This is a genomic window from Arthrobacter sp. NamB2, assembly GCF_005281365.1.
In the GTDB taxonomy this organism is placed as follows: Bacteria; Actinomycetota; Actinomycetes; order Actinomycetales; family Micrococcaceae; genus Arthrobacter_D.
Window position 1 is genome coordinate 1 of record NZ_SZWI01000007.1, and the last position, 26384, is coordinate 26384.

At 68.1% G+C, this 26384-nt stretch carries 25 protein-coding genes; 13 read left to right on the forward strand and 12 right to left on the reverse strand.

Annotated features, from left to right (window positions below; all coding sequences use genetic code 11):
- Positions 1-268: 268 nt before the first annotated feature.
- The 4 genes from gap (at position 269) to secG (ending at position 3812) form a co-directional block, all read left to right on the forward strand.
- Complete coding sequence (gene gap / locus FDK12_RS12310; protein ID WP_104118670.1) at positions 269-1279, forward strand: type I glyceraldehyde-3-phosphate dehydrogenase; 1011 nt, start codon at positions 269-271, stop codon at positions 1277-1279.
- A gap of 11 nt (positions 1280-1290) precedes the next feature.
- Positions 1291-2541 carry a phosphoglycerate kinase gene (locus FDK12_RS12315; RefSeq protein WP_137369848.1) on the forward strand — a complete coding sequence of 417 codons (1251 nt, stop codon included), beginning with the start codon at positions 1291-1293 and terminating at the stop codon, positions 2539-2541.
- Between the two features lie 151 nt (positions 2542-2692).
- On the forward strand, positions 2693-3508 hold the full coding sequence (tpiA, locus tag FDK12_RS12320; protein ID WP_137369849.1) for a triose-phosphate isomerase: 816 nt from the start codon (positions 2693-2695) through the stop codon (positions 3506-3508).
- Between the two features lie 52 nt (positions 3509-3560).
- Positions 3561-3812, forward strand: coding sequence for a preprotein translocase subunit SecG (gene secG / locus FDK12_RS12325; protein ID WP_104118673.1), 252 nt, complete (start codon positions 3561-3563; stop codon positions 3810-3812).
- 85 nt (positions 3813-3897) lie between these two features.
- Here the strand turns inward: secG and pgl are convergent, their stop codons facing one another.
- The 6 genes from pgl to tkt form a co-directional block, all read right to left on the reverse strand.
- The gene (pgl, locus tag FDK12_RS12330) at positions 3898-4716 is read right to left on the reverse strand and encodes a 6-phosphogluconolactonase (protein ID WP_137369850.1); all 819 of its coding nucleotides are present in this window, start codon (positions 4714-4716) and stop codon (positions 3898-3900) included.
- Positions 4713-5651 (reverse strand): glucose-6-phosphate dehydrogenase assembly protein OpcA, encoded by a 939-nt coding sequence (locus FDK12_RS12335; RefSeq protein WP_137369851.1) that lies wholly within the window; start codon positions 5649-5651, stop codon positions 4713-4715. Before FDK12_RS12335 ends, pgl begins: the two co-directional genes overlap by 4 nt.
- Positions 5648-7192, reverse strand: a complete 1545-nt coding sequence (gene zwf / locus FDK12_RS12340; RefSeq protein WP_137369852.1) for a glucose-6-phosphate dehydrogenase — start codon at positions 7190-7192, stop codon at positions 5648-5650. The genes FDK12_RS12335 and zwf overlap by 4 nt, the downstream gene beginning before the upstream one ends.
- Positions 7193-7194: 2 nt before the next feature.
- The gene (locus FDK12_RS12345) at positions 7195-8844 is read right to left on the reverse strand and encodes a glucose-6-phosphate isomerase (protein WP_137369853.1); all 1650 of its coding nucleotides are present in this window, start codon (positions 8842-8844) and stop codon (positions 7195-7197) included.
- 5 nt (positions 8845-8849) lie between these two features.
- Positions 8850-9959, reverse strand: coding sequence for a transaldolase (gene tal, locus FDK12_RS12350; RefSeq protein ID WP_137369854.1), 1110 nt, complete (start codon positions 9957-9959; stop codon positions 8850-8852).
- A 63-nt stretch (positions 9960-10022) separates the two neighbouring features.
- On the reverse strand, positions 10023-12209 hold the full coding sequence (tkt, locus tag FDK12_RS12355; RefSeq protein ID WP_223263261.1) for a transketolase: 2187 nt from the start codon (positions 12207-12209) through the stop codon (positions 10023-10025).
- A 495-nt stretch (positions 12210-12704) separates the two neighbouring features.
- Here tkt and FDK12_RS12360 point away from each other — a divergent pair, with 495 nt between their 5' ends.
- From FDK12_RS12360 to FDK12_RS12370, 3 genes are all read left to right on the forward strand, one after another.
- Entirely contained in the window at positions 12705-13649 is a 945-nt protein-coding gene (locus tag FDK12_RS12360; RefSeq protein ID WP_137369856.1) for a heme o synthase, read from the forward strand.
- Between the two features lie 79 nt (positions 13650-13728).
- Positions 13729-14628, forward strand: coding sequence for a dihydrodipicolinate synthase family protein (locus FDK12_RS12365; RefSeq protein ID WP_137369857.1), 900 nt, complete (start codon positions 13729-13731; stop codon positions 14626-14628).
- A 216-nt stretch (positions 14629-14844) separates the two neighbouring features.
- Entirely contained in the window at positions 14845-15864 is a 1020-nt protein-coding gene (locus FDK12_RS12370) for a DUF808 domain-containing protein (RefSeq protein WP_137369858.1), read from the forward strand.
- Between the two features lie 126 nt (positions 15865-15990).
- Here FDK12_RS12370 and FDK12_RS12375 read toward each other — a convergent pair whose 3' ends face one another.
- The 3 genes from FDK12_RS12375 to FDK12_RS12385 are packed head-to-tail and all read right to left on the reverse strand — an operon-like array spanning position 15991 to position 18718.
- The gene (locus tag FDK12_RS12375; protein WP_137369859.1) at positions 15991-16962 is read right to left on the reverse strand and encodes a COX15/CtaA family protein; all 972 of its coding nucleotides are present in this window, start codon (positions 16960-16962) and stop codon (positions 15991-15993) included.
- A gap of 2 nt (positions 16963-16964) precedes the next feature.
- Complete coding sequence (locus FDK12_RS12380; protein ID WP_104118684.1) at positions 16965-17771, reverse strand: ABC transporter permease; 807 nt, start codon at positions 17769-17771, stop codon at positions 16965-16967.
- Positions 17768-18718, reverse strand: a complete 951-nt coding sequence (locus FDK12_RS12385) for an ABC transporter ATP-binding protein (protein ID WP_223263262.1) — start codon at positions 18716-18718, stop codon at positions 17768-17770. The genes FDK12_RS12380 and FDK12_RS12385 overlap by 4 nt, the downstream gene beginning before the upstream one ends.
- A gap of 236 nt (positions 18719-18954) precedes the next feature.
- On the opposite strand from FDK12_RS12385, the gene FDK12_RS12390 reads away from it, so the two are divergent.
- From FDK12_RS12390 to FDK12_RS12415, 6 genes are all read left to right on the forward strand, one after another.
- Entirely contained in the window at positions 18955-19776 is an 822-nt protein-coding gene (locus tag FDK12_RS12390; protein ID WP_137370002.1) for a helix-turn-helix transcriptional regulator, read from the forward strand.
- Positions 19776-21248, forward strand: a complete 1473-nt coding sequence (gene sufB / locus FDK12_RS12395) for a Fe-S cluster assembly protein SufB (RefSeq protein ID WP_137369860.1) — start codon at positions 19776-19778, stop codon at positions 21246-21248. The genes FDK12_RS12390 and sufB overlap by 1 nt, the downstream gene beginning before the upstream one ends.
- A gap of 2 nt (positions 21249-21250) precedes the next feature.
- Positions 21251-22591, forward strand: coding sequence for a Fe-S cluster assembly protein SufD (sufD, locus tag FDK12_RS12400; protein ID WP_137369861.1), 1341 nt, complete (start codon positions 21251-21253; stop codon positions 22589-22591).
- On the forward strand, positions 22591-22950 hold the full coding sequence (locus tag FDK12_RS12405; protein WP_104118687.1) for a non-heme iron oxygenase ferredoxin subunit: 360 nt from the start codon (positions 22591-22593) through the stop codon (positions 22948-22950). Before sufD ends, FDK12_RS12405 begins: the two co-directional genes overlap by 1 nt.
- A 63-nt stretch (positions 22951-23013) precedes the next feature.
- Positions 23014-23781: a Fe-S cluster assembly ATPase SufC gene (gene sufC, locus FDK12_RS12410; RefSeq protein ID WP_104118688.1), complete on the forward strand. Its 768-nt coding sequence runs from the start codon at positions 23014-23016 to the stop codon at positions 23779-23781.
- A 56-nt stretch (positions 23782-23837) separates the two neighbouring features.
- Positions 23838-24167 (forward strand): metal-sulfur cluster assembly factor, encoded by a 330-nt coding sequence (locus FDK12_RS12415; RefSeq protein ID WP_104118689.1) that lies wholly within the window; start codon positions 23838-23840, stop codon positions 24165-24167.
- Positions 24168-24243: 76 nt separating this feature from the next.
- Here the strand turns inward: FDK12_RS12415 and FDK12_RS12420 are convergent, their stop codons facing one another.
- The 3 genes from FDK12_RS12420 to FDK12_RS12430 are packed head-to-tail and all read right to left on the reverse strand — an operon-like array spanning position 24244 to position 26281.
- Positions 24244-24951 carry an energy-coupling factor transporter transmembrane component T family protein gene (locus FDK12_RS12420; protein ID WP_137369862.1) on the reverse strand — a complete coding sequence of 236 codons (708 nt, stop codon included), beginning with the start codon at positions 24949-24951 and terminating at the stop codon, positions 24244-24246.
- Entirely contained in the window at positions 24948-25646 is a 699-nt protein-coding gene (locus FDK12_RS12425) for an energy-coupling factor ABC transporter ATP-binding protein (protein WP_137369863.1), read from the reverse strand. The genes FDK12_RS12420 and FDK12_RS12425 overlap by 4 nt, the downstream gene beginning before the upstream one ends.
- Entirely contained in the window at positions 25643-26281 is a 639-nt protein-coding gene (locus tag FDK12_RS12430; RefSeq protein WP_137369864.1) for a biotin transporter BioY, read from the reverse strand. The genes FDK12_RS12425 and FDK12_RS12430 overlap by 4 nt, the downstream gene beginning before the upstream one ends.
- Positions 26282-26384: the final 103 nt, after the last annotated feature.

Here is a 26384-nt window from a genome sequence, read left to right on the forward strand (position 1 = left end):
GCAACAACACCGACGGCAACGGCACCATGCCCGTCCGTTCACGGCAACCCGCGTCATGAGTGGGTACGGGAACGCCGCGCTGAGTAAGGTTGGAGCCGTGCAGGGACCCATCCCCGCACGGCTCCGACGAGGACACCGCTCTCCAGGGAGCCAGCAGGACCCCGATTGATTTCGGCACGAAGGTGTGCCCGGTACCAGATTTATTCGTCGCCGGCGCCGCCCGAGAAGGGTCGGCCGGCGGCACCACCTATGAAGGAGATGGAAACCAGTGACTACTCGTGTTGGAATCAATGGCTTCGGCCGCATCGGCCGCAACTACTTCCGCGCGGCCCTCGAGCAGGGTGCCGACCTCGAGATCGTTGCCGTCAACGACCTGACGAGCCCCGAGGCCCTCGCCCACCTGCTGAAGTACGACTCCGTCACCGGTCGCCTGAAGGCCTCCGTCGAGGTGGACGGCGGTGACCTCGTGGTCGGCGGCAAGCGCGTCAAGGTGCTGGCCGAGCGCGATCCCGCCAACCTCCCCTGGGCCGACCTCGGTGTCGACATCGTCATCGAATCGACCGGTTTCTTCACGAAGGCGGCCGATGCGCAGAAGCACATCGATGCCGGCGCCAAGAAGGTCCTGATCTCCGCACCGGCATCGGACGAGGACATCACCGTGGTCCTGGGCGTCAACGACGGAGACTACGACCCCGAGAACCACCACATCATCTCGAACGCCTCCTGCACCACCAACTGCCTGGGCCCCCTCGCCAAGGTGCTGAACGATGCTTTCGGCATCGAGCGCGGCCTGATGACGACGATCCACGCGTACACGGCGGACCAGAACCTGCAGGACGGCCCCCACAAGGACCTCCGCCGCGCCCGCGCAGCAGCGATCAACATGGTTCCCACCTCCACCGGAGCGGCCAAGGCGATCGGCCTCGTCCTGCCGGAACTCAAGGGCAAGCTCGACGGCTACGCCATCCGCGTCCCGGTCCCCACCGGCTCCGCGACCGACCTGACGGTCACCCTCAACCGTGAGGCGACGGTCGACGAGATCAACGCTGCGTACGCGGCTGCGGCAGCGGACGGTTCCCTCAAGGGCTACCTCTCCTACACGGATGCCCCCATCGTCTCGTCGGACATCGTCACCGACCCGTCGTCGTGCATCTTCGACTCCGGCCTGACCAAGGTGCTGGGCAACCAGGTCAAGGTGGTGGGGTGGTACGACAACGAGTGGGGCTACTCCAACCGCCTGGTCGACCTGACCGAAATCGTCGCCGCCAAGCTCTCCTAGGCGGACCGCACGTGGCTTACGCATCACTCGACGATCTCCTCGCCGAAGGGGTACGGGGACGTCGCGTCCTCGTCCGCTCGGACCTCAACGTGCCCCTGGAGGGCGAGGTCCCGGAGCAGAGGGTCACGGACGACGGTCGCGTGCGAGCTTCGCTGCCCGTTCTGCGCAAGCTGAGCGAGGCAGGAGCCGCCGTCATCGTCATGGCGCACCTCGGACGCCCCAAGGGTGCGCCCGAGGAGAAGTATTCGCTTAAGCCGGCGGTCGATGCGCTTCGCGGGCTCGCCGACTTCCCGGTGACCCTCGCGCCGGACACCACGGGGGAGGGGGCCCGCAGTGCTGCGGCGGCACTCGGCGACGGTGAGGTGCTGGTGCTCGAGAACGTGCGTTTCGACGCGCGCGAGACCAGCAAGGACGACGCCGAGCGCAAGGCATTCGCGGTCGAGCTCGCTGCGCTGGCGGGCGACGACGGCGCCTACGTGGACGACGCCTTCGGAGCTGTCCACCGGAAGCACGCCAGCGTGTACGACGTCGCTGCACTGCTCCCGGCCTACCAGGGTGACCTGGTCAGGACTGAACTCGTGGTGCTCGAGAGGCTGACGAAGGACCCGCAGCGGCCCTTCGTCGTCGTTCTCGGGGGTTCGAAGGTGTCCGACAAGCTCGCCGTCATCGAGAACCTGATCGGCACGGCCGACCGGATCCTGGTGGGCGGTGGGATGGTGTTCACGTTCCTCGCGGCCCAGGGTCACGCGGTGGGCGCGAGCCTGCTCGAGAAGGACCAGATCGACACCGTCCGCGGGTATCTCGAGCGGGGGGCACGGGACGGGACCCAGTTCGTGCTGCCGACGGATATCGTCGTGGCCGAGAGGTTCGCCGCCGATGCCGGTCACAGCGTGGTCGCGGCCGACGCCATGGAGTCGGGCACCTACGGTGCCTCCGGCATCGGGCTCGACATCGGGCCGGCGACGGGCGAGGATTTCGCCGCCAACATCGCCGAGGCGAAGACCGTCTTCTGGAACGGCCCGATGGGCGTCTTCGAGTTCGAGGCCTTCGCAAGTGGTACTCGGGCGGTGGCCCAGGCACTCGTCGACGCGCAGGCGAGCGGCGCGCTCACCGTGGTGGGTGGGGGCGACTCCGCTGCTGCCGTGCGCGGCCTCGGTTTCGTCGACGACCGTTTCGGGCACATCTCGACCGGAGGCGGGGCGAGCCTCGAATATCTCGAGGGCAAGGAGCTGCCGGGCCTGACCGCATTGGCTCGCGACTAGCAGGGCGGTCGATGGCCGGGCCCGGTCTCAAGCCGGGCAGGTGCAGCACCGGTAGGACCAGCCGCCCGGCACCGGGCGCAGGAGTGGCGGGATCCCACGGCCCAGGCCGTGCGGATCCCGCCGTCATGGAACGAACAGATGGAGTACGACGATGACCACCTCGACAAATGGCGCTTTCGACCGCCGTCCGCTGATCGCGGGCAACTGGAAGATGAACCTGGACCACATGCAGGGCATCACGTTCCTGCAGAAGCTGGCCTGGACCCTGGATGACGCCGGCCACGACTTCTCCCGCGTCGAGGTGTCCGTCTTTCCCCCCTTCACCGATCTGCGGGGCGTCCAGACCCTCGTGAAGGGTGACAACCTGGAACTCGTCTACGGGGGCCAGGACCTCTCTCCGGAGGACTCCGGAGCCTACACCGGAGACATCTCCGGCCAGTTCCTCGCGAAGCTCGACTGCACCTACGTGCTGGTCGGCCACTCGGAGCGCCGCACCATCCACCACGAGTCGGACGAGCTGCTCAACCGCAAGGTGCACGCCGCGTACCGGCACGGACTCGTTCCCGTCCTCTGCGTCGGCGAAGGCCTCGAGGTCCGGCAGGCCGGCTCGCACGTACCGCACACGCTCGAGCAGCTGCGCCAGGGCGTCGCGGGGCTCTCGGCCGAGCAGGCGTCGTCACTCGTTGTCGCCTACGAACCCGTCTGGGCCATCGGCACGGGAGAAGTGGCTGGTCCGGAGGACGCACAGGAGATGTGTGCCGCGATTCGCGCGGAGCTGGCAGAACTGTTCGACTCCGCGACCGCTTCGACGGCACGCCTGCTGTACGGCGGCTCGGTGAAGGCCGCGAACGCCGCGAGCATCCTGAGGGAGCGTGACGTGGACGGGGTCCTGGTCGGCGGTGCGAGCCTCGATGTGTCCGAGTTTGCTAGTATTGTCAGGTTCGAACAGCATCTGGTAACAGACTAGTTTCGTGCGCCGGCCGCTCCACAGAGCGGCTATCGAGCCTTGAAAGGGCCCCGTGGAAATCATTCGTATCATCCTGCTTGTCCTGCTCGGGATCACCAGCCTGCTGCTGACCCTGCTCATCCTGCTCCACAAGGGCCGTGGTGGCGGCATGTCGGACATGTTCGGTGGCGGCATGACTTCGAGCATGGGCTCCTCGGGCGTAGCCGAGCGCAACCTCAACCGCTTCACGGTGGCCCTCGGTCTCGCGTGGGGCGTCGTCATCGTCGCCCTGGGTCTCCTCCAGCGCTTCGCCGGTGAGTCGTAGGCCTAACTCTCCCGCACAATGACAAAGCCCCCGCTTCCATCGGAAGCGGGGGCTTTGTCGTCGTGCGGTGTACCGCGGGCGGGAACTAGGAGTCCGAGGACTCGTCATGGTGGTCGATCAGGCGTCCGGGCAGCTTCTGGGCGGCGTCCTGGTCGATCAGCCACAGGGTCTTCTTCACGCCGCGTGCGCCGGCGGCAGGCACCTGCACGTGGCCGGCGCCGGCGAGGGCGAGCCCCACGGCCCCTGCCTTGTCACTGCCACTGACGGACAGCCAGACTTCCTGCGCGGTGTTGATCGCCTCGAGGGTCAGGGAGATCCGCTGCGGCGGCGGCTTGGGCGCATCGGGGACGCCCACCGTCGTCACCCCCTTGGTCCGGATGCCCGCCATCTCGGGGAAGAGGGACGCGACGTGCGCGTCCGGTCCGACGCCCAGCAGGAGGACATCGAAGCGGGGGAGGCGAGGATCGGGCTGGACGGTGTCGCCATCCGCCGCGAGCTCCGCCCGGGCCGCCGCTGCCAGCTGCTCTGCGTAGTCGGCCGCAGCCGCGTCCTCGTCCGGGAACTCGTCCTTCGAGCCGAACTCGTGCACCTTCACCGGGTCGACGGCGATGCGGTCCAGAAGGGCCGCACGCGCCTGCACGGCGTTGCGGTCCGCGTCCTCCGCGCGCAGGAAGCGCTCGTCGCCCCACCAGAAGTGCACGTTGGCCCAGTCGACGGCGGTGTGCGCCGGGGACTCGACCACTGCCTGGAGTGCCGCGGTACCGATCGAGCCGCCCGTGAGGACCACCGTCGCCGTTCCGCGGTCACTTTGCACGTCGACCAGCCGTGTGATCAGTCGCGCGGCGACCGCCGCCGCGAGGGACGTCTGGGACGGATGGATGCTGACTTTCGGTTCGGCGCTCACGCGTTTTCCACGCTCCTTAGGTTGGTTCGGGCGAGACCCTCCGTGATGACTTCCCCGAAGACCTCGTCCGGATCCAGCCGCCTCAACTCCTCCGCCAGGCAGTCCCGCAGGCTGCGCCGTGGAAGGGAGATGCGCTGGATCGGCTGGTGCGGTTGGTGCAGTTCCGCGACATCGTGTCCCGGACGGTGCAGTTCGATGTCCCCACCGCTCCCGGACAGGAGCACGCGCTTGAGGCCCGTTCCCGCGGGTCCGGCCACGATGCTCACCGGGACGTCGAGCGATTTCGCCAGCCAGGCGGCCAGGAGCACGGTGCTGGGCGAGTCGGATGCGCCTTCGACCGCCACCGCGGTGATTCGCTGATCGCCTTCCGCCTGGTCGAGGACCGCTGCGAGCTGAATCCGCCAGTTGGTCAGGCGCGTCCAGGCCAGGTCGGTGTCCCCGGCGGTGTAGGTGCTGCTGATGTTGAACAGCGCGGCCGTCGGGTCCTCCTCATTGGCAGAATCGGTGATCCTCCGATGGGCGATGCTGCCGATCGAGGTCTGGGACGCGGCCTCGGGCACGCCGTGCGGCCACCAGGCGACGATCGGTGCATCCGGCAGGAGGAGGGCTGACACGAGGGACTCGTTCTCGTCCGAGAGCTCGCCGTATCCGCGGAGCACGATCACCTCCGACGCGCCGGCGTCACCGCCGACCCGGATCTGCCCGTCGAGGCGCGTCGCTTCATCGGCCGATCCTTCAGCGAGGACGATGATACGGCAGGGGTGTTCCCGGCTGGCCTCGTTGGCTGCGTCGATCGCCTCCTCCTCGTAGCCGGACTTCGTGATGACGACCAGGGTCAGCACGCGTCCCAGTGCGACGACGCCACCGCGTTCGCGCATCGTCATCAGTTCCTTCGACACCTTCGAGGTGGTGGTGTCCGGCAGCTCCACGATCATGGCCTTCTCCAGGTTCGTCCGTCGGCTGCGAGCAGCTCGTCAGCGGATGCGGGACCCCAGCTACCCGGCACATAGGGCTCGGGCTGCCCGTCGAGCGACTCCCAGTACTTCTCGAACGGGTCGAGGATCTTCCATGACAGCTCCACCTCCTCCTGTCGGGGGAAGAGCGGCGGCTCGCCGAGCAGGACGTCGAGGATGAGTCGTTCGTAGGCCTCGGGGCTGGACTCGGTGAAGGAGTGGCCGTAGCCGAAGTCCATCGTCACGTCGCGGACCTCGGTCTGGGTGCCGGGCACCTTGGAGCCGAACCGGATGGTCACGCCCTCATCGGGCTGCACCCGGATGACGACGGCATTCTGCCCGAAGTCCTCCTCGTTGTGGTCACGGAACAACAGGTTGGGAGCACGCTTGAAGACGACGGCGATCTCCGTGACCCTGCGCCCGAGCCGCTTGCCGGCCCGCAGGTAGAACGGAACACCGGCCCACCGGCGCGTGTTGATGTCCAGACGGAGCGCCGCGAAGCTCTCGGTGGTCGAGTCGGACGGTATGCCGTCCTCCTCGAGGAAGCCGTTCACACGCTCACCGCCCTGCCACCCGGCCTCGTACTGGCCCCTGGCGGAGCGTCCCGCGAGATCCTCGGGCAGGGAGACGGCCGCGAGGACCTTCTCCTTCTCCGACCGGAGGTGGTTGGCGTCGAACGAGATCGGTTCCTCCATCGCCGTCAGGGCGAGCAGCTGGAGCAGGTGGTTCTGGATGACGTCGCGGGCCGCCCCCACGCCGTCGTAGTACCCCGCCCGGCTGCCGATGCCGATGTCCTCGGCCATGGTGATCTGGACGTGGTCGACGTAGTTGGCGTTCCAGAGGGGTTCGAAGAGCTGGTTGGCGAAGCGCAGTGCCAGGATGTTCTGGACCGTCTCCTTGCCCAGGTAGTGGTCGATCCTGAAGACGGCATCGGGTGGGAAGACCTCCTCGACGATGCTGTTGAGCTCGCGGGCGGACGCGAGGTCGTGACCGAAGGGCTTTTCGATGACGACACGGCGCCACTGGCCGGCGTCGGGCTGAGCCAACCCGTGCTCGGACAGCTTCTGGCACACCGACTCGAACGCGTTGGGCGGGATAGAGAGGTAGAACGCGTGGTTGCCCCGCGTGCCCCGGCTCTGGTCCAGCTCCTCGATGCACTCCTTGAGGTTCTTGAATGCCTCGTCGTCGTCGAAATTGCCCTTCACGAATCGGATCCCCGCCGAGAGCTGCTCCCACACCGTGTCGTTGAACGGCGTCCGCGCGTGGCGCGTGACGGAGTCCTTGACCTGTTCGACGAACTCCTCGTCGGTCCAGTCACGTCGGCCGAAACCGACGAGCCCGAAGCTCGGCGGCAGCAGCCCACGATTGGCGAGGTCGTAGATGGCGGGCATGAGCTTCTTGCGGGCGAGATCCCCGGTGACACCGAACAGGACGAGCGACGATGGTCCGGCGATCCGGCTCAGCCGCCTGTCGCGCGAGTCACGCAGGGGGTTCGCGGCTTTCGCCGTGGTGCTTTCTGGCATGCTCACCCGTTCTCGTGCCGGTCCTCGCCGCGCACGGCAAGGGAGGAGATGACGTGATGGAGCTGTGCAACTCCTGCAGCGCGGTCCGTGAGGTGGAGGCGGAGAACGGGGCGTCCGTGGTCCGCGAGCACCTGCGCATCACCGGCGGCCTGGGCGGAGATGAGCTGCCCGAACGTGAAGGGCCGGTCCGGGATGGCGAGGTCGGTGCTGCTTGCCCCCGTCAGCTGGAGGTACACACCGATAGGGGAACCGCCCTTGTGGTACTGCCCGGTGGAGTGCAGGAAGCGCGGTCCCCAGCCGAAGGTCACCGGGCGCCCGGTGGCTGCAGCGAGCGGCGAGCGGATCTCCTCGAGGGACGCCTGATGGTGACGGTCGAGGTAGGCCTGCACGGACAGGTAGCCATTGGCGGGCAGGGCTGCGAGGAGCGCTTCGAGGGCTTCCGCGACCGTGCTCGACGAACCGAGCAGGCCGGCGTCGCCACGCACTTCCAGTGCGCCGTCGACGAAAGCGGCAGGGACCGGTTCCGGCTGTGCGTCCAGCAGGCCGCGGGCGGCCTTCTTCGCTGCCTCGACGTCGGGCTGGTCGAACGGATTGATCCCCAGCAGGCGTCCCGCGACGGCGACGGCGTACTCCCAGACGAACAGCTGGCTGCCCAGGGTGCCACTGACGGTGACGCGCGTACCCTCGGTGGCCTCGTCGCTGGGCGCCTCGTCGAACGGAGCCAGGATCACGGGCAGGACGTCGTCCGCCACGTCAGCCAGTTCGGGCGCGTCGAGGGTGGCGACGACGGGAAGCAGTCCGGTGCCGAGCTTCCCGGTCGATTCCGCGATGAGCTGCTCCGCCCAGTCCGCGAACCCGGGCAGGCCCGAGCCGGCGTCGGCGAACACGATCTTGTCCCGCAGCGGATTCGTGCCGCCGAGGACGGCGCCGAGTTGCAGTCCCACGTTGTCGGTCGTGTCGTCACCCAGGAATTCGGCGCTGTCCTCGGCGTCGTTCAGGAGTGCCTCGATGTCCGCGCCTGCGAGGCCGGACGGTACGAGACCGAAGGCCGTCAGGGCCGAGTACCGGCCTCCCACCTCGGGGTTGGCGTTGAACACCTTGCGGTATCCGGCCTTCCGGGAAGCCTCGTCGAGCGGAGAACCCGGATCGGTGACGATGATGATGCGCGAGGCGGCGTCGATGCCCGCGTCGCTGAATGCCTGTTCGAAGAGGCGGCGCTGCGAATCCGTCTCCACGGTGGAACCCGACTTCGACGACACGACGATGGCAGTGCGCTGGAGGTCCTCCTCGAGGGCCGTCCGGACCTGCTCCGGGTCGGTGGCGTCGAGCACGACGAGCTCGACGCCCGCTTCCTTGGTGATGACCTCCGGCGCGAGCGAGGACCCGCCCATGCCGCACAGCACGATGCGGTCGACGCCTTCGGCCTGGAGATCCGCCCGCAGGCCCGCGATCTCCGGCAGGAGGGCGCGCGAACCTTCGAACAGATCGAGCCAGCCCAGGCGGATCGACGCCTCGGACTCGGCGTCGGCGCCCCAGAGGGTGGAGTCCTTCGCCATGAGTCGTGAGGCGAACCGGTCACTCACGAGCGCGGGCACGGCCGCATCGACGGCGGCGAGCGCCGCCCCCGACGCGGTGAGAGCGAATGAGCCCATCGGGATCAGCCCTTCGAAGCGTCGAGTGCGGTCTGGACGGTCTCGAGGAGCTCCGACCAGCTGGTGACGAACTTGTCGAGGCCCTCGGTCTCGAGCTGCTCGACGACCTCGTCGTAGGAGATGCCGATGGCATCGAGCTTGTTCAGGATGTCGTTGGACTCGTCGTACGTGCCGGTGATGGTGTCGCCCTCGACGACGCCATGGTCCGCCATGGCTTCGAGCGTCTTCTCGGGCATGGTGTTGACGACATCCGGTGCGACGAGACCGGCGACGTACAGGGTGTCCGGCAGGTTGGGGTCCTTGACGCCCGTGGAGGCCCAGAGGGGTCGCTGTGCGTTTGCGCCCGCGGCCTTCAGGACCTGCCAGCGCTCCGAGGAGAACTGCTCCTGGAAGACCTGGTAGGCGAGACGCGCGTTGGCGAGGCCTGCCTTGCCCTTGAGCGCCGTCGCTTCGTCGGTCCCGATCGCGTCGAGCCGGGCGTCGATCTCCGCATCCACGCGGGAGACGAAGAACGAGGCGACGGAGTGGATCCTGGCCAGATCGTGGCCATTCTCCTTCGCCTGCTCCAGGCCCACCATGAAGGCGTTGATGACGGCGCGGTAGCGCTCGAGGGAGAAGATCAGCGTCACGTTGACGCTGATGCCCGCCGCGAGCGTCGACGAGATGGCCTCGAGACCCTCGACGGTTGCCGGGATCTTGATCAGCACGTTGGTGCGCTGCACCTTTGCGTGCAGGCGCTTGGCTTCGGTTACCGTTCCCGCGGTGTCGCGGGACAGCCGGGGATCGACCTCGATGGAGACACGGCCATCGGCACCGTTGGTGCGCTTGGCCTCCTCGGCGAAGATGTCGCAGGCCTGCGCGACGTCGTGGGTGGTGATGTCGAAGACTGCCTGGTCAACGTCGGCGCCGGCCTCGGCGAGTGCGCCTACCTGCGAGGCGTAGGACTCGCCCTTCTTCAGCGCTGCGGCGAAGATGCTCGGGTTGGTGGTCACGCCGACGACGTTGAGGTCCTCGATGAGGTGCTTGAAGGCGCCCGAGTTGATGCGCTCCCGGGAGAGATCGTCGAGCCAGATGGATACGCCGGCGGCCGAGAGGTCAGCTGTGGGTGTTGTCATGGTGTGCTCCTTGTCCGCTTGCGCGGAAGTATGTGCTGGACGGGTCTGACGGATGGGGCTGACTTACTGCTGGTCGCCGGTCTCGGTGGCGCGGTGACCGGACGGCATCGCCGAGGTGCCGTTCAGCGCCAGCGGATCGGCGGCCACGGCCTCGAGCGAGTCCTTGGCTGCAGCGACGACGGCGTCCGCCGTGATGCCGAACTCACGGTAGAGCGTCTTGTAGTCGGCGGAGGCGCCGAAGTGCTCGAGCGAGACGCTACGGCCGGCGTCGCCCACGATGCCGTGCCAGCTCTGCGAGACTCCGGCCTCGACCGAGACGCGGGCGCGGACGGTGCGTGGGAGGACACTCTCGCGGTAGGAGGCGTCCTGTGCGTTGAACCATTCGAGGCACGGCATCGACACCACGCGCGCGGAGATGCCCTGCGCTTCGAGTGCGTCGCGGGCCTCCACGGCGAGCTGCACCTCCGACCCGGTACCGATCAGGATGACGTCGGGGGAGCCGTTCTTCGCTTCCGCGAGGACATAGCCGCCCTTGGCGACCCCCTCGGCCGACCCGAAGGTGTCTCCCTCGGCCGCGCCCTCGCCCCGCTCGTAGGTGGGGATGTTCTGGCGCGTCAGGACGATGCCCGCCGGGTTCTCGGTGTTCTCGAGGATCGTCCGCCAGGCGATGGCGACCTCGTTCGCATCCCCGGGGCGCACGACGTCGAGCCCCGGGATGGTGCGCAGCGAGGACAGCTGCTCGACGGGCTGGTGCGTGGGGCCGTCCTCGCCGAGGCCGATCGAGTCGTGGGTCCAGACGTAGATCGCCGGGACGCCCATCAGTGCACCGAGACGGACGGCAGGACGCTGGTAGTCGCTGAAGATCAGGAAGGTGCCGGAGAACGCCCGCGTGCTGCTGTGCATCACGATGCCGTTGACGATCGCGGCGGCGGCGTGCTCACGGATACCGAAGTGCAGGACACGGCCGTACTCGTTGCCGGACCAGGCCTTCGTCTGCCGGCTCGGGGGGATGAACGACGGCGAGCCCTCGATCGTGGTGTTGTTCGACTCCGCGAGGTCCGCGCTGCCTCCCCAGAGTTCGGGAAGAACGGGTCCGATGGCTGTCAACACCTTGCCGGACGCCGCGCGGGTGGACATGTCCTTGCCGGACTCGAACGTCGGGAGGCTGGCCTCCCAGCCCTCCGGCAGCGTCCGCGCCTGGATGCGCTCGAGCAGGGCTGCCTCGTCGGCGTGGCCGGCCTTCCAGGAATCGAAGCCCTCCTGCCACGCGCTGTGTGCCTCAGCGCCACGCCGGACGACGCCGCGTGCGTGTTCGAGGACCTGGGGGTCGACGTCGAAGTGCTTCTCGGGGTCGAAGCCGAGGGCTTTCTTGAGGCCCACCAGCTCGTCCTTGCCCAGCGCCGAGCCGTGGATCTTGCCCGTATTCTGCTTGTTCGGGGCAGGGTAGCCGATGATGGTGCGCAGCGAGACGATGCTCGGCCTGGAGGTCTCGTTCTTCGCGGCCACGAGGGCGGAGTACAGCTCGGCGACGTCCTCGACGTACTCGCCGGTCTTGGTCCAGTCGACGCGCTGCGTGTGCCAGCCATAGGCCTCGTAGCGCTTGAGTACATCCTCCGTGAACGCGATGTCGGTGTCGTCCTCGATGGAGATGTGGTTCTCGTCGTAGAGCACCACGAGGTTGCCGAGCTCCTGGTGGCCCGCGAGGGAGGACGCTTCGGCGGTCACTCCCTCCTGCAGGTCGCCGTCGGAGGCGATGACCCAGATGGTGTGGTCGAAGGGGCTGGTGCCTGCGGGTGCATCGGCGTCGAACATGCCGCGCTGGCGGCGCTGGCCGTATGCGAAGCCGACCGAGGTCGCGAGACCCTGGCCCAACGGGCCCGTGGTGATCTCGACGCCCTTGGTGTGGCGGTACTCCGGGTGGCCCGGCGTGAGCGATCCCCACGTGCGCAGCGCCTTGAGGTCGTCGAGCTCGAGCCCGTAGCCGGACAGGTAGAGCTGGATGTAGAGGGTCAGCGACGTGTGGCCGGGGGAGAGGACGAACCGGTCGCGGCCGGTCCACTCGGGGTCCGACGGATCGTGACGCATCAGCTTCTGGAACAGGAGATAGGCCGCCGGCGCCAGGCTCATCGCCGTTCCTGGGTGCCCGTTGCCCACCTTCTCGACGGCGTCCGCCGCGAGGATACGGACTGTGTCGACCGCCTTCTGGTCGAGCTCGGTCCAGGTCAGTTCCTGCTCTTGCGTCTGTGGCACGTTTCCGGGCCCCTCTCTGTGCGGAACGGTCGCTGACGGGGAAGTGCCTCCAGGCACGCCGTCAGGCTGGCCGTTCACCGTTGAATCCTGCGAAGTTCGGCTCCGAGCGGAGACAGCACGAACCCCGGACGACATATTCCGGGCATGCTTCCACAGCGGGCTTTCGAATCCACACTATCCCTTCCGCCCTGAGTTGCGGCGTGGGTGTCGAAGAATGTCGTGCGTCACTTTTCGTGGTCACGCAGCTGCTTCTCGGGTCATCCCTCCCAGCGGCGGATTGCCGGCGCAGCGTTGACGCTTCGCGTCCGCGGATGCGCACCGGCACGGACGGTGGCGCGAAGGAGGGAGCAGGACCCTCTGCGGCCCCGCTTCGCTCCCACGCGGGTCGCGCCTCGGCAAGGATCGTCAGGACGGACGAGCGCGCCGATTTCTACACAGCGTAAAAGGGTATGATGAGGGTGTCTTTAACTCCGGAAGAAACGAAAGTGTTGCCTTGTGAAGACCCAGCAGGCTCCTGCTCCGGCACGTTCCCCGCAGGCCCGTCAGGGTTTCGGCCGCAAAGCGAAGGCCTACCTCGCGCTGACGAAGCCTCGCGTGATCGAGCTTCTCCTGGTCACCACTCTTCCAACCATGATCTTCGCCCAGGGCGGCTTCCCTCCGCTCGGTCTGATCCTCGCCACCATGATCGGCGGAGCCCTCGCAGCCGGTAGCGCAGGAGCCTTCAACTGCTACATCGACCGCGACATCGACAAGCTGATGCACCGCACGGAGAACCGTCCGCTCGTGACGGGAGAGATCACGCCCCGCGAGGCACTCGTCTTCTCGTGGATCCTGGGTGTCGTCGCGATCGCCGTGCTCTGGTTCGGGGCCAATCCGCTGGCCGGCATGCTCGGTGTCGCAGCGATCTTCCTCTATGTGGTCGTCTACACCCTGGTGCTCAAGCGCCGCACGCCGCAGAACATCGTATGGGGTGGAGCGGCCGGCTGCATGCCCGTCCTGATCGCGTGGGCCGCCGTCACCAATTCCGTCGAGTGGCCCGCGGTCGTCCTGTTCCTGATCATCTTCCTCTGGACGCCCCCGCACTACTGGCCGCTGTCCATGAAGTACAGCGACGACTACAACGCGGCGAGCGTCCCCATGCTCGGAGCGATCGCCGGTGCCAGGGTCGTGTCCGTGCAGGTCGTCCTCTACGCATGGGCGATGGTCGCCTGTTCGCTCCTGCTGATCCCCGCAGGAGCCGGCTGGGTGTACTCCGTGGCGGCGCTCGTCGGAGGTGCGTGGTTCATCCGCGAGTCGCACCGCTTGTACTCGCTCGCGCAGCAGGGGGAACTGAGCAATAAGGCAGCCATGAAGGTCTTCCACGGCTCCATCAGCTACCTGACCGTGCTCTTCCTCGGTCTCGCCGTCGATCCCTTCGTCGGATCGGCGCTCCTGCCCTGATCGGCCCTGGTCGGACCAGCTGACTGCGCAATGGTGTTCGCTGCAGCGATTCGGCTCGCTCGCCCCTAGGCTGGCACTCATGGACTTCACCGGACTGATCGCGTACCCCGTCACGCCCTTCTCCGCGGACGGGAGCGTCTCGCACGAAGCCCTCAGCGGTCTCGTCGAGGGACTGGCGACCTCCGGAGTCGACGCCATCACCGTGCTCGGCTCGTCGGGCAGCTTCGCCTACCTCGACCGGGCCGAACGATCCGCAGTGGCGCGGACGGCCATCGAAGCAGTCGGCGGTCGCCTTCCGGTAGCCGTCGGCATCAGCTCGGTGGGTACCCGCGAGGTTCTCGACGCCGCCGTCGACGCCCAGGCGGCAGGCGCCTCCGGGCTGGTTCTGTCACCGGTCTCCTACGTCCCCCTCACCGACGACGAGGTGAAGACGCAGGTGCGTGCCGTCTGCGCAGCGACCGACCTGCCGGTCTGTCTCTACAACAACCCGGGGACCACGCAGTTCGACTATTCGCTCCAGGTGGTCGCAGAGCTGTCGGTCCTCCCTGAGGTCGTCGCGTTCAAGGACACGGCCGCCGATGCCGCGACGTTCAACGCACGGCACGCCGCACTCTCGGCGCTCGTTCCCGGCGTCCTCAGCCACGGGGTCAGCGGAGACCTCCTCATGATGACGGGCGAGATCGCCGCGGACGCGTGGCACAGCGGCCCTGCCGCCCTCCTGCCGGTGCACTACGCCCGGCTCCGGTCAGCGGTCGTCGCCGGCGACCAGCACGAAGTCGACCGCGTGCGCCACGTGCTCGCACCCCTCGTCGACCACGTCGCCGGCCTGCGCAAGATCAGCGGGCTGCACCTGCTGGCGCGGGCCTGCGGGGTCGCGGCCGGCGATCCGCGCCCGCCCCTGCTGCCGAGCCCGGGCTCGGAACTCCGGGAACTGGGCAGGCTCCTCGACGTCCTCGAGTCGGAGTTCGGCGACGACTGACGGACGCGCACCCTCCCTCGGGACGGTCTGCCCGTCGGCGATGCCGACGTCACGGATCCAGGGCGGCGGCTGCCCGGGGACTCGCGGTGCCTCCCTGGTAGGTCGAGGCTGCCCGTCGGCAGGCGTCCTCCGACCGTATAATTCGAGCATGCCGATCACGCGCCCCCATGGCCTTCCCTGTCAGCCGTTCGCACTCGAGCAGTGCGGAGGCCGGCTGTGAGCGGCGGCCTCGTCGCCCTGCTCGACGACGTCGCTGCCCTGGCGCGCATAGCGGCCGCCTCGGTCGACGACGTCGCTGCCGGGGCGGCGAAAGCAGGGGCGAAGGCCGCCGGCGTGGTGATCGACGACGCCGCTGTCACGCCGCAGTACGTGTCGGGCGCCGATCCGTCCCGCGAGCTGCCGATGATCAAGCGGATCTTCTGGGGTTCGCTGCGGAACAAGCTCGTGATCATCCTGCCGGCTCTGCTGCTCATCAGTGCTTTCATACCCGGGGTCATTCCCTTCATCCTCATGCTGGGCGGGACCTACCTCTGCTACGAGGGCGCCGAGAAGGTATGGCACAAGCTCCGCGGCCACTCCGCGCACGAGGAGAAGGCTCCGGCCGTGGAACGCGGCCCGGAGGCAGAGGCCAAGGTCACCAAGGGTGCGATCACGACGGACTTCATCCTGTCCTGCGAGATCATGGTGATCTCGATGAACGAGGTCGCGACGGAGTCCCTGTGGGCCCGCGCGCTCATCCTCGTCGTCGTAGCTCTCGCCATCACCGTGCTCGTGTACGGCGCAGTCGCGCTCATCGTGAAGATGGACGACATCGGACTGCACCTGACCACCAAGGATTCTGCGGGCTCCCAGCGGTTCGGAGAGCTCCTCGTCAAGGGGATGCCGTCCGTGCTCGCGGCGATCACCCTCGTGGGCACGATCGCCATGCTGTGGGTCGGCGGTCACATCATGCTCCAGGGGGCCTACGACCTCGGCTGGCACCTGCCCTACGACGTCGTCCACAGCCTCGAAGCTCCCGTCGCCGGCATCGCCGTCGCCGGCGGTGCCCTGGCCTGGCTGGTGAACACCCTGTGCTCTGCGATCCTCGGCGCCGCCTGGGGCCTCGTGGTGATGGCCGTCGTGCACCCGCTGCTGAAGATGCTGCCCTTCGGGAAGAAGGACGGCCACCAAGAGGGCGACGTCCGCGCCGCAGTGGCGGGCCATCGCTCGACGAAACATGAAAACGATCCCGCCTAGGACAGGGCGAGCTCCCTTCCGGGGGTCGGAACTCCGGCCCCCGGTGCGCGGAAGGACAACTCCCGAGGCCTGGCGTCCTGAACGGTAGTCCGGCGGGGCTGGCCGGGCCCTGGGAGAGACCGAGTCCTAGGAGACGGTTTGGGGCAGCCTGGTGTCAGCAGCGGTGCCCGGCAAGGGTTTGCGCGTCGTGCCGGAGTACAGGGCATGGACCGCCGCGGCCATGAGCAGGGACGCGCCGAGCATGTGGAGGGCCACCAGCGCGATGGGCAGGTGGAGGAAGTGTTGCGTATAGCCGATGGCACCCTGTACCAGGACGACGGCGGCGAGCATCATGACCGGCTTCCGCAGCGTGCGGTGCGCCTCGGACCGGTAGGCGACCACCACAGCGAGGACCACCGTGGCGACCAGGAGGTACACCGGGAGGGCGTGCACGCGGGTCACGAGGTCGGAGTCCAGGCCGTTGCGGGCAGCCCCGTGGTCACCGGCATGCGGCCCGGACCCGGTCACGACGACGCCCAGCAGCACAGCGAGCGACGTCAGCACGGCTGACGTGACGAGCAGCTGCCGCATCAGGGGTGAGCCCACGGGTCCCGTGTCGGCCCGGTACTGCTCGGTGGTGAGCCGCGCGCGGTTCACGAGGACGGTAGCCAGGGAGACCAGGACCATCGAGACGACGAAGTGGAGACCGACGACCCACGGGTTGAGTCCCGTCCAGACCGTGATCCCGCCGATGACGGCCTGGGCGGGGATACCGAGGAAAAGCCCGATGGAGAGCCGGAACAGGTCCTTGCGCTCGCGCCTCATGCCGAGCACCGAGACGATCATGGCGACGGCGATGAGGACCAGCACGAAGGTCAGGAGCCGGTTCCCGAATTCGATCACGCCGTGGAACCCCATCTCCGGGGTGGTCACGAGGGAGTCGGGCGTGCAGCGCGGCCACTCGGGGCAGCCGAGACCGGAAGCGGTGAGGCGTACCGCCCCTCCGGTGACCACGATCGCGATCTGCGAGACGAGCGAGGCCACTGCCAGTCTGCGCACCGACGGCGTCGTTGTTCGGGGAAGGTTGTTCCTGAGGCGGGAGAGCGCGGGAAGGGTCATGGTCAGCTCCATTTGAACCAGCGGATGGCCGCCAGGCTAGCGAGAGCGGCCCAGGCGAGAAGCACGAGGCACGCTATGGGATCGAGGAAGCCGTCCGCCAGGGCGTGCCGCAGCCCGTCACCCAGAGCGGCGGAGGGAAGCACGGCGACGAAGGGCTCGGCCGCGGCCGGCAGGGCGGCTGCGGGGATGATCACGCCACCCGCAGCAGCCAGCAGGATCCAGACGAGGTTGGTGACGGCGAGGGTCGCCTCGGGACGGAGGGTGCCCGCAACGAGGAGCCCGAGGGCGGTGAACGCGGCGGAACCGATCAGCAGGAGCAGGGCCGCCGGCAGGATGCCCTCCGGCCGCGGCGACCACCCCATGAGGGCCGCGGTGCCACCGATCACGACGAGCTGGACGGCCAGCACGACCGCGACCGCGACCGCCTTGCCCAGGATGAGGCCCGAGCGGCCCAGTGGTGTCGTCGACAGGAAGCGCAGCACGCCGTACCGGCGGTCGAAGCCCGTCGCGATGCCCTGGCCGGTGAACGCGGTGGACATGGTGCAGAGCGCGAGGACGCCCGGCGCGGCAACGTCTATGCGGCTCGATCCGTATGCGTCGAGCAGGGGAGTGAGGACGAGCCCGGTGAGCGCGAGCAGCGGCAGGACGATCGCCAGGACGAGCTGCTCGCCGTTGCGGAGCATCGCCAGCGCCTCGTAGGCGCCGTGTCGCAGGACGCGCGTCGGCAGCGGAGCGGCGCTTCCGCCGATGATTCCCTGCGCTTCGCCGGGCGCAGCGGGGCGTGACGGCACTCCTGCCCTCGTACTCATCGGATGCTCCGTCCGGAGATGTCGAGGAAGACGTCCTCCAGAGACCGCGGCGCCATCGCGATGGCCGTCGGCATGACACCGAGGGAGGCCCACCACGTAGCCAGCTGCGCGACGTCGTCGGCTGTGAGCGCCCCGCGGAGCACGTACTGGCCGGGCTCCGGCTCACGCTGGTGCAGGTGGGGGAGAAGGTCCGCAGGGAGCATGAGTCCCGGTACCGTGTCGAAACGGAGCTCGCGCATCCCGTCGGCGTCCGTGTCGGCCGTCAGTTCGGCGACAGTGCCCTCCGCCACGGTGCGGCCGCTCTCGATGATGTAGACGTAGTCGGCGAGCTTCTGCGCATCGTCGAGCAGATGGGTGGTGAGGATGACGGCGAGGCCGTCGGCGCGCAGTTCGTTGATGAGGTCGAACACGATCGTGCGGGACTGGGGGTCGAGCCCCGCGCTCGGCTCATCCAGGAACACGACCTCCGGCCTTCCCACGAGCGCACACGCGAGGGCCAGGCGCTGCTTCTGACCGCCCGACAGCCGACGGATGGAGACCGCGCCGAACTCGTCGAGCCCGAGGCGCTCGGCCAGCGCGTCGACGGGCAAGGGGGAGCTGTACATGGACGCGACGTGGCGCAACAGGGGGAGCGGCCGTACGGAGGGTGGGAGTCCGCCGTCCTGCAGCATCACGCCCACGCGCGCACGCAGGTGCGGGCTCGCCCGGTGGGGATCCTCGCCGAGCAGCCTGATCGTGCCGCCGTCGGCGCGCTGAAGACCCTGGGCGCACTCCAGCGTCGTCGTCTTCCCGGCCCCGTTCGCTCCCAGCAGTACCGTCACGGCGCCGTGTGCGGCGCTGAGGCTCACGCCATCGAGCACGCGCACCATCCTGCCGTCGAGGGAACCGACGGGACCGAAGTCCTTGATCAGGCCGTCGATGACGAGGGCGGAGGGAGTTGTCGGCACGGCACTATTCTACGTCAGGTAGTAGGAGGGCAGCGGGGCCGAATGGGAAGCCTCACCTAAGTGGTGGGCCGGAATACATTAGGTCATGATTATGTTGTGTATTTTGTCGCCTACGGGAGGAATGGATCGTGACCGCATCAGCCCGTGCTGCCGTGTCGGTGGCAGTTTCCCCTCTCACCGCGTCGGCTCGCACGACCTCGAACCCGGGTGGCACGTCGTCCGAGCGGACAGCCCAGATCGTCTCGCCGGATCCGGACGAGCGGACCCGTGACCGGGTCCTGTCGGCCGTGCTGGAGAGGGGTCCGGTCAGCGCCGCCGAACTCGGCGATTGCCTGGGTTTCACCCCCGCCGCCATGCGCCGTCACCTCGATGCGCTGTCCTCCGACGGCCTGATCGAGGTCAAGCGCGTGCGGAGCTCGGCCAGCGGAGCCGGTCGGCCGGCCCGTCGCTACGTGCTCAGCCAACGCGGCCAGACCAAGATGGGCAACGACTACCTCGACATCGCGACTGCCGCCCTGGCGCAGCTCGGGCAAGCGGCCGGACCCGAGGCCATCGAGGAGTTCGCGCGGACACGCTTCGCCGGCATGGAGGAGCGCTACCGGCCTATCGTCGAAGCTGCTGGTCCCGACCTCGAGGCCCGTGCCCACGCGCTCGCCGGCGCGCTGACGACCGATGGTTTCGTCGGATCGACCAAGACGGTGGGCCTTCCGCAGGGCGGGGGCAGCCGGACCGCGGGAGTCTCCCGACCCGTGATGCTGAGCGTCCAGTTGTGCCAGGGGCACTGCCCCATCCAGGGACTCGCCTCCGCGTTCCCGGCATTCTGCGAGCAGGAGACCGGCGTCTTCGCCCGCCTGCTCGACGTCGATGTGCGCCGCCTCTCGACCCTGGCCAGCGGCGGTCATGTCTGCACAACCCACATACCCCTGGGACGGACGACGACGGCTCCGGCTCCTGCCGGCCCGGAAGCATCCACGCCGGCCGTCGATCAGGCGGCAGCGGATGCGGCTTCCCCCAGCAACCCAGCAACGTTATCCATCCATCAGCAAGGAAGGCCGTGATGACGGATCAAGTAGACCGCAAGCCAGCTGCATCGGCAGTGCCGGAGTCGGTGATCAATGACATCCTCGAGAAGAACCCCGAGCTCGAGGGCATCGGCACCTACCAGTACGGGTGGGCCGACAAGAACGAGGCCAGCGACAACGCTCGCCGTGGGCTCAGCGAGGAAGTCGTCCGCGACATCTCGGCCAAGAAGAACGAGCCCGAGTGGATGCTCGACCTCCGCCTCAAGGGTCTCAAGTACTTCGACCGCAAGCCGATGCCCGCCTGGGGCGCCGACCTCTCCGGCATCGACTTCGACAACATCAAGTACTTCGTGCGTTCCACGGAGAAGCAGGCGAACACGTGGGAGGACCTCCCCGAGGACATCCGCACCACCTACGAGAAGCTGGGCATCCCCGAGGCCGAGCGTGCCCGCCTCGTCTCCGGCGTCGCGGCCCAGTACGAGTCCGAGGTGGTCTACCACCAGCTCCGTGAGGACCTCGAGCGCCAGGGAGTCATCTTCCTCGACACCGATACCGCGCTGCGCGAGCACCCGGAGATCTTTAAGGAATACTTCGGCACGATCATCCCCGTGGGCGACAACAAGTTCGCGTCGCTGAACACGGCAGTCTGGTCCGGCGGCTCCTTCGTGTACGTCCCCAAGGGCGTACACGTCGAGATCCCCCTGCAGGCCTACTTCCGGATCAACACCGAGAACATGGGCCAGTTCGAGCGCACGCTGATCATCGCCGACGAGGACTCCTATGTGCACTACATCGAGGGCTGCACCGCTCCGATCTACACATCGGACTCCCTGCACTCGGCCGTCGTCGAGATCGTGGTGAAGAAGGGCGCACGCGTCCGGTACACCACCATCCAGAACTGGTCGAACAACGTGTACAACCTGGTGACCAAGCGGGCCATCGCGCACGAGGGCGCCACCATGGAGTGGATCGACGGGAACATCGGCTCGAAGGTCACCATGAAGTACCCGGCCGTGTACCTGGTGGGGGAGCACGCGAAGGGCGAGACGCTTTCCATCGCCTTCGCCGGCGAGGGACAGCACCAGGACACCGGATCGAAGATGGTGCACATCGCGCCGAACACGAAGTCCTCGATCATCTCGAAGTCCGTGGCACGCGGTGGCGGGCGGGCCGCCTATCGCGGGCTCGTCCAGGTCCGTGAGGGCGCCAAGCATTCCGCGAACACCGTGCGCTGCGACGCGCTCCTGGTGGACACGATCTCCCGCTCGGACACGTATCCCTACGTGGACATCCGCGAGGACGACGTCACGATGGGGCATGAGGCGACGGTGTCACGCGTCAGCGAGGAGCAGCTGTTCTACCTGATGTCCCGCGGACTCCCCGAGGACGAGGCCATGGCGATGATCGTGCGTGGGTTCATCGAGCCGATCGCACGGGAGCTGCCGATGGAATACGCGCTCGAGCTGAACCGGCTGATCGAACTGCAGATGGAAGGGGCCGTAGGCTAGCAATGGCTGAGACCACTCACACGGAATTTTCACCCAACACCGCCCCTGAGGGCGAGGTCACCGATCTCGGCGACCTCGACGAGAAGGCCCGCCTAGGGGCACCGTCGGGCGCCGCGGCGTCGGCCTCGATCGACGGCTTCACCGAAGAGGGCGAGCGGCTCTCGGCCCAGAACACGGGCAGCGAGCAGTTCGGGCTCAAGGAGCACAGCCACGGCAACGCCCCCGTCATCCCCGAGGCATCGCGCGGGGAGCGCCGCAGGTCCTTCGACCTCGCGGACTACCCGACGCTGACGGGCCTCGAGGAGGACTGGCGCTTCACGCCGCTCAAGCGCCTGCGCGGGCTGCACACCGATGCCCTCACCGGTACGGCTCCCTCCGTCGTCGTCACGGGTGCCGGGAACGTCACGGTCGAGACGGTCGGCCGGGACGACGCCCGCCTGGGCACCGCCGCGACGCCGGAGGACCGCGTGTCCGCAGCGGCATGGAACGCGTTCACCGAAGCCACCGTGATCACCATCCCGAAGGAGACGGTTGCGGACGGCGAGGTCACGGTGAGCGTCACCGGCTCGGCGATGGAGGCAGCAGCCCAGCAGATCCTGATCAACGCCGAGGCCTTCTCGAAAGCCGTCGTGGTCCTGGATCACTCCGGCTCCGCCACGCTCGCACAGAACGTCGAGATCATCGTGGGCGACGGCGCGGAGTTGACCGTCGTCAGCGTCCAGGAATGGAACGACGACGCCGTGCACGTCTCCTCCCAGCAGGCCAAGGTAGGTCGGGACGCCCGCTACAAGCACGTGGTCGTAAGCCTCGGCGGCGACCTCGTGCGCCTCACGCCGTCGTCGATCTTCACCGCCACCGGTGCCGAGGTCGAGATGTACGGACTGTACTTCGCGGATGCGGGCCAGCACCTCGAGCAGCGATTGCTCGTGGATCACGCCGTCCCGAACTGCACGTCGCGTGTGACCTACAAGGGTGCACTGCAGGGCCAGGACGCGCACACCGTCTGGGTGGGCGACGTCCTGATCCGCAAGGCCGCCGAGGGGACGGATACCTACGAGACGAACCGCAACCTGATCCTCACGGACGGTGCGCGCTCGGATTCGGTACCGAACCTGGAGATCGAGACGGGCCTCATCGAGGGTGCGGGCCATGCCAGCGCCACGGGCCGGTTCGACGACGAGCACCTCTTCTACCTCATGGCGCGCGGTATCCCCGAGAAGGCTGCACGCCGGCTCGTGGTCCGCGGATTCCTCAACGAGGTCATCCAGCAGATCAAGGTGCCGGCCCTCGAGGAGCGGCTCTCCGAGTCGGTCGAGCGCGAACTCGCGGCGGGCAACCTCTGATGGCGGATGCACCCCGCGGGGAACTGATCTGCAGCGTCGACGACATCCAGGTCAAGCAGGCGCTGCGGGTGCTGATCGACGACTACCCCGTCGCTGTCGTGCGTGATTCGGACGGCGAGATCCACGCGCTGGGAGACACGTGCTCGCACGCGGACATCTCGTTGTCCGAGGGCGATGTCGAGGGATGCGCGATCGAATGCTGGGGCCACGGCTCGCAGTTCGACCTCCGTAGCGGGGCTCCCCTGCAGCTCCCTGCCTACGAACCGGTTCCCGTCTTCGCACTCGAGATCCACGACGGCAACGTCTACGTCGACGTCACGACGGTCACCAATGGAGCACCCGCGCCGCAGCTCGGCTAGCTGCCGCCGACCCACGTACTTCCTGCACACTTCCTGCACAGCAGGCGAAGGAGAAAGAACACGATGTCCACACTTGAAATCAAGGACCTGCACGTCAGCATCGACACCGAGCAGGGCAACATCCCCATCCTCAAGGGCGTCACGCTGACGATCAACACCGGCGAGACCCACGCGATCATGGGTCCGAACGGCTCCGGGAAGTCGACGCTCGCGTCGACCATCGCCGGCCACCCCCGCTACAAGGTCGACAGCGGGTCCATCACGCTCGACGGGGAGGACGTCCTCTCGATGAGCGTCGACGAGCGCGCCCGCGCCGGGCTCTTCCTCGCGATGCAGTACCCGGTCGAGGTCCCCGGCGTCACGATGACGAACTTCCTGCGCACGGCCAAGACCGCGCTCGACGGCGAAGCCCCGAGCCTGCGGCACTGGACCAAGGACGTCAAGACGGCCATGGCGCAGCTCCGTATCGATGCGGACTTCGCCCAGCGCAACGTCAACGAGGGCTTCTCCGGCGGCGAGAAGAAGCGTGTCGAGATCCTCCAGCTCGAGCTCTTCCGCCCCAAGTTCGCGATCCTCGACGAGACCGACTCCGGCCTCGACGTCGACGCCCTCAAGGTCGTCTCCGAAGGAGTCAACCGCGAGCACTCGAAGGGCGAGATGGGCACGCTGCTCATCACCCACTACACGCGGATCCTGCGCTACATCAAGCCCGATTTCGTGCACGTGTTCGTCGCGGGGCGCATCGCCGAGGAGGGCGGTCCGGAACTCGCTGACCGCCTCGAGGAAGAGGGCTACGATCGTTTCACGGCCCAGTCCGCGGTCGAGGCCTAGGACCACCAGGATTACCGGCACGTCCGCGTGCCGAATCGCCCGAAAGGAAAAGTGCGATGAGTGATGTGCAGCAGGCGCAGACCGCGCTGGATGACGTCGAGGAAGCGCTGAGGGACGTGATCGACCCGGAGCTCGGTGTGAACATCGTGGACCTCGGCCTCCTCTACGGACTGAAGTACGCCGATGACGGCGCCCTCCTGATCGACATGACCCTCACCACGGCCGCGTGCCCCCTGACCGACGTGCTCGAGGAGCAGGTCGGTCAGGCGCTGGACGGCGTCGTCGACGAGTGGCGGCTCAACTGGGTGTGGATGCCGCCGTGGGGTCCCGAGCGGATCACCGAGGACGGCCGCGACCAGATGAGGGCACTCGGCTTCAATATCTGATCGGCAGGACAGTCGTTCCGACCACGGGGCGGTTCCAGCGGTTGCTGGGGCCGCCCTGTGGTCGTTCCTGCTCGGGTCAGCTCGTGCCCGTGTCCTCGGGGTCGAGTGACGGGCCGTCGCCGATGTCACCCGCTGATTTGGCGTCGCTCTTCTCACCACGGTCGTCGTGATCACCGAGGCCCCGTGCGGCCAGGGCTTCCCCCGTCCGATGGGCATAGGCGACCGCACCGACGACGAGGGGAGTGACGGCGACACGCGGATTGCGTTCGAGGCCGCGCGCCTTCGCCGCCTCCCGGACGTCGACGAACAGGCCGGCGAGGTAGGGGATGCTCCGCAGCATGATGGACAGTGCGAGCGCGAAGCGTTCGGGGTCCGCGCCCACGGCGCGGAGGGGCGTCACGAGCCGCATGATGCCGTCGAGCAGCGCCTGCGTCGGCGTCGTCAGTGTCACCGCTCGCGCCACGAGCAGGCACCCGGCGACGCCTCCCACCACGACGAATGCCCGCAGCCACCCCTGGGTCATGCCCTGATAGAGCCCGAGGATGCCGAGCACCGGTGCGGCAGGCAGCAGCATCCGCAGGATCCTCAGGGGGGAGAGGCGTGCACCGGTCAGGAGCGCTCCGAGGGCCATCAGCAGCACGGCCGAGGTGGTGGATGGGGAGCGCCAGGCGACGACGGCCACGGCGCAGCCGATCGATACCGCCGCCTTAACGGACAGCGGAGTCCGGTAGAGGAAACCCCGGCCCTCCTCGTACAGTCCGAGCGTGCTGCCGAAACCCCTCATGCGCCGGCGGCCGGGGTTCCGGCGAGGGAGCGATAGTGCGCCACGGCGGCGGCGGGAGCGCCGTCGAACACCACCCTGCCGTCGTCGACCACGAGCGTCCGCTGGGCCTCGAGGGCGAAAGCCAGGTTGTGGGTGGTGTAGACGACCTGCTGGTCGAGCCCGGCGAGGAGGGTCCGCACCAGGGCATCGTTGCGCAGGTCCAGGAGGGTCGTCGGTTCGTCGGCGACGAGGACACGCGGATCCACGGCGAGGACCACGGCAAGCGCGAGGACCTGGCGTTCGCCGCCCGAGAGATCGTAGATGCTGCGGTCGGCAAGCTGCTCCACGCCGAAACGCCGCAGGACCTCCTCACCGCGCCGCCGGCGATCCGTCGCGGACAACCTGCGGGTCCGGAGGGACAGTTCCACGTCCTCCCGGCCGGTCGGCATGACGAGCTGGGAGAGGGGGTCCGTGAAGACGAACCCGACGGCGCGTCGCACAGCCCGGCCCCCGGCACGCGTGTCATGGCCGAAGACCGCCACCGATCCTCGGCTGGGGAGAAGGAGTCCGTTGATGAGGCGCAACAGCGTGGACTTGCCGGACCCATTGGCTCCGATCACGCTGACGCGTTGCTCGGCCAGCGTCAGCGTGGTCGGATGCAGCAGCGTCCGGGCGCCGTCGTCCGTGCTGACCTGCGCGCCCCTGAGCTCGATCACTGTGCGCCGCGCGCCCTCGCGCCGAGGAGTCGGGGGAACGCCCGATGGACCGACACGGCAACCGCTGCGGCGAGAAGGTCCTTCACGACGTCGCCGGGCAGGTACGCGGCGTCGACGATGATCGCGTCGCGCAGCGGAAGGACCGCGTTCACCATGAGTCCTGCGATGCCCAGCGGATGAATGGTCAGCAGGCTGGCCGCGAGGCAGGCCAGGAACAGGAGGCCGGCGCGGAACCTGCGCGTCCTGCGGAGGACGACGACGGCCAGCAGACCGGCCACGAAGGCCGCGAGGGGGAAAGCCACGAGGTATCCGGCCGACGGTCCGGCCAGGACACCGAAACCTCCGTTGAAGCCGCTGAACACCGGCAGGCCGATCAGCCCGGCGGCGAGGTAGAGCAGGACGGCGGCCGCTCCGCGGGTGGGGCCGAGGACCAGCCCGGCGAGCAGGACGCCGAGCGTCTGCAGTGTGATCGGCACACCGAGCGGACCCACCGGTATACCGGGTAGGATTGCAAGGGCGGCGATGAGGGCGGCGAAGACCGCTACCAGGGAGAGATCGGTGGTATCCCACCGCTTGCGCGCCGGGGATCGGCCGGTGTCGGTCGATCCGGCGACGGTTTGCTCCGCTGGCTGCATGGAACACGCTCCTTCAGCAGGCCGGAGTCACACCGGCTGCTCCGGTGCTTTGTCGACTTCCTCCAGCCGTAACTGCTTCTGTACCGAGACTAGCGCCGGTCAT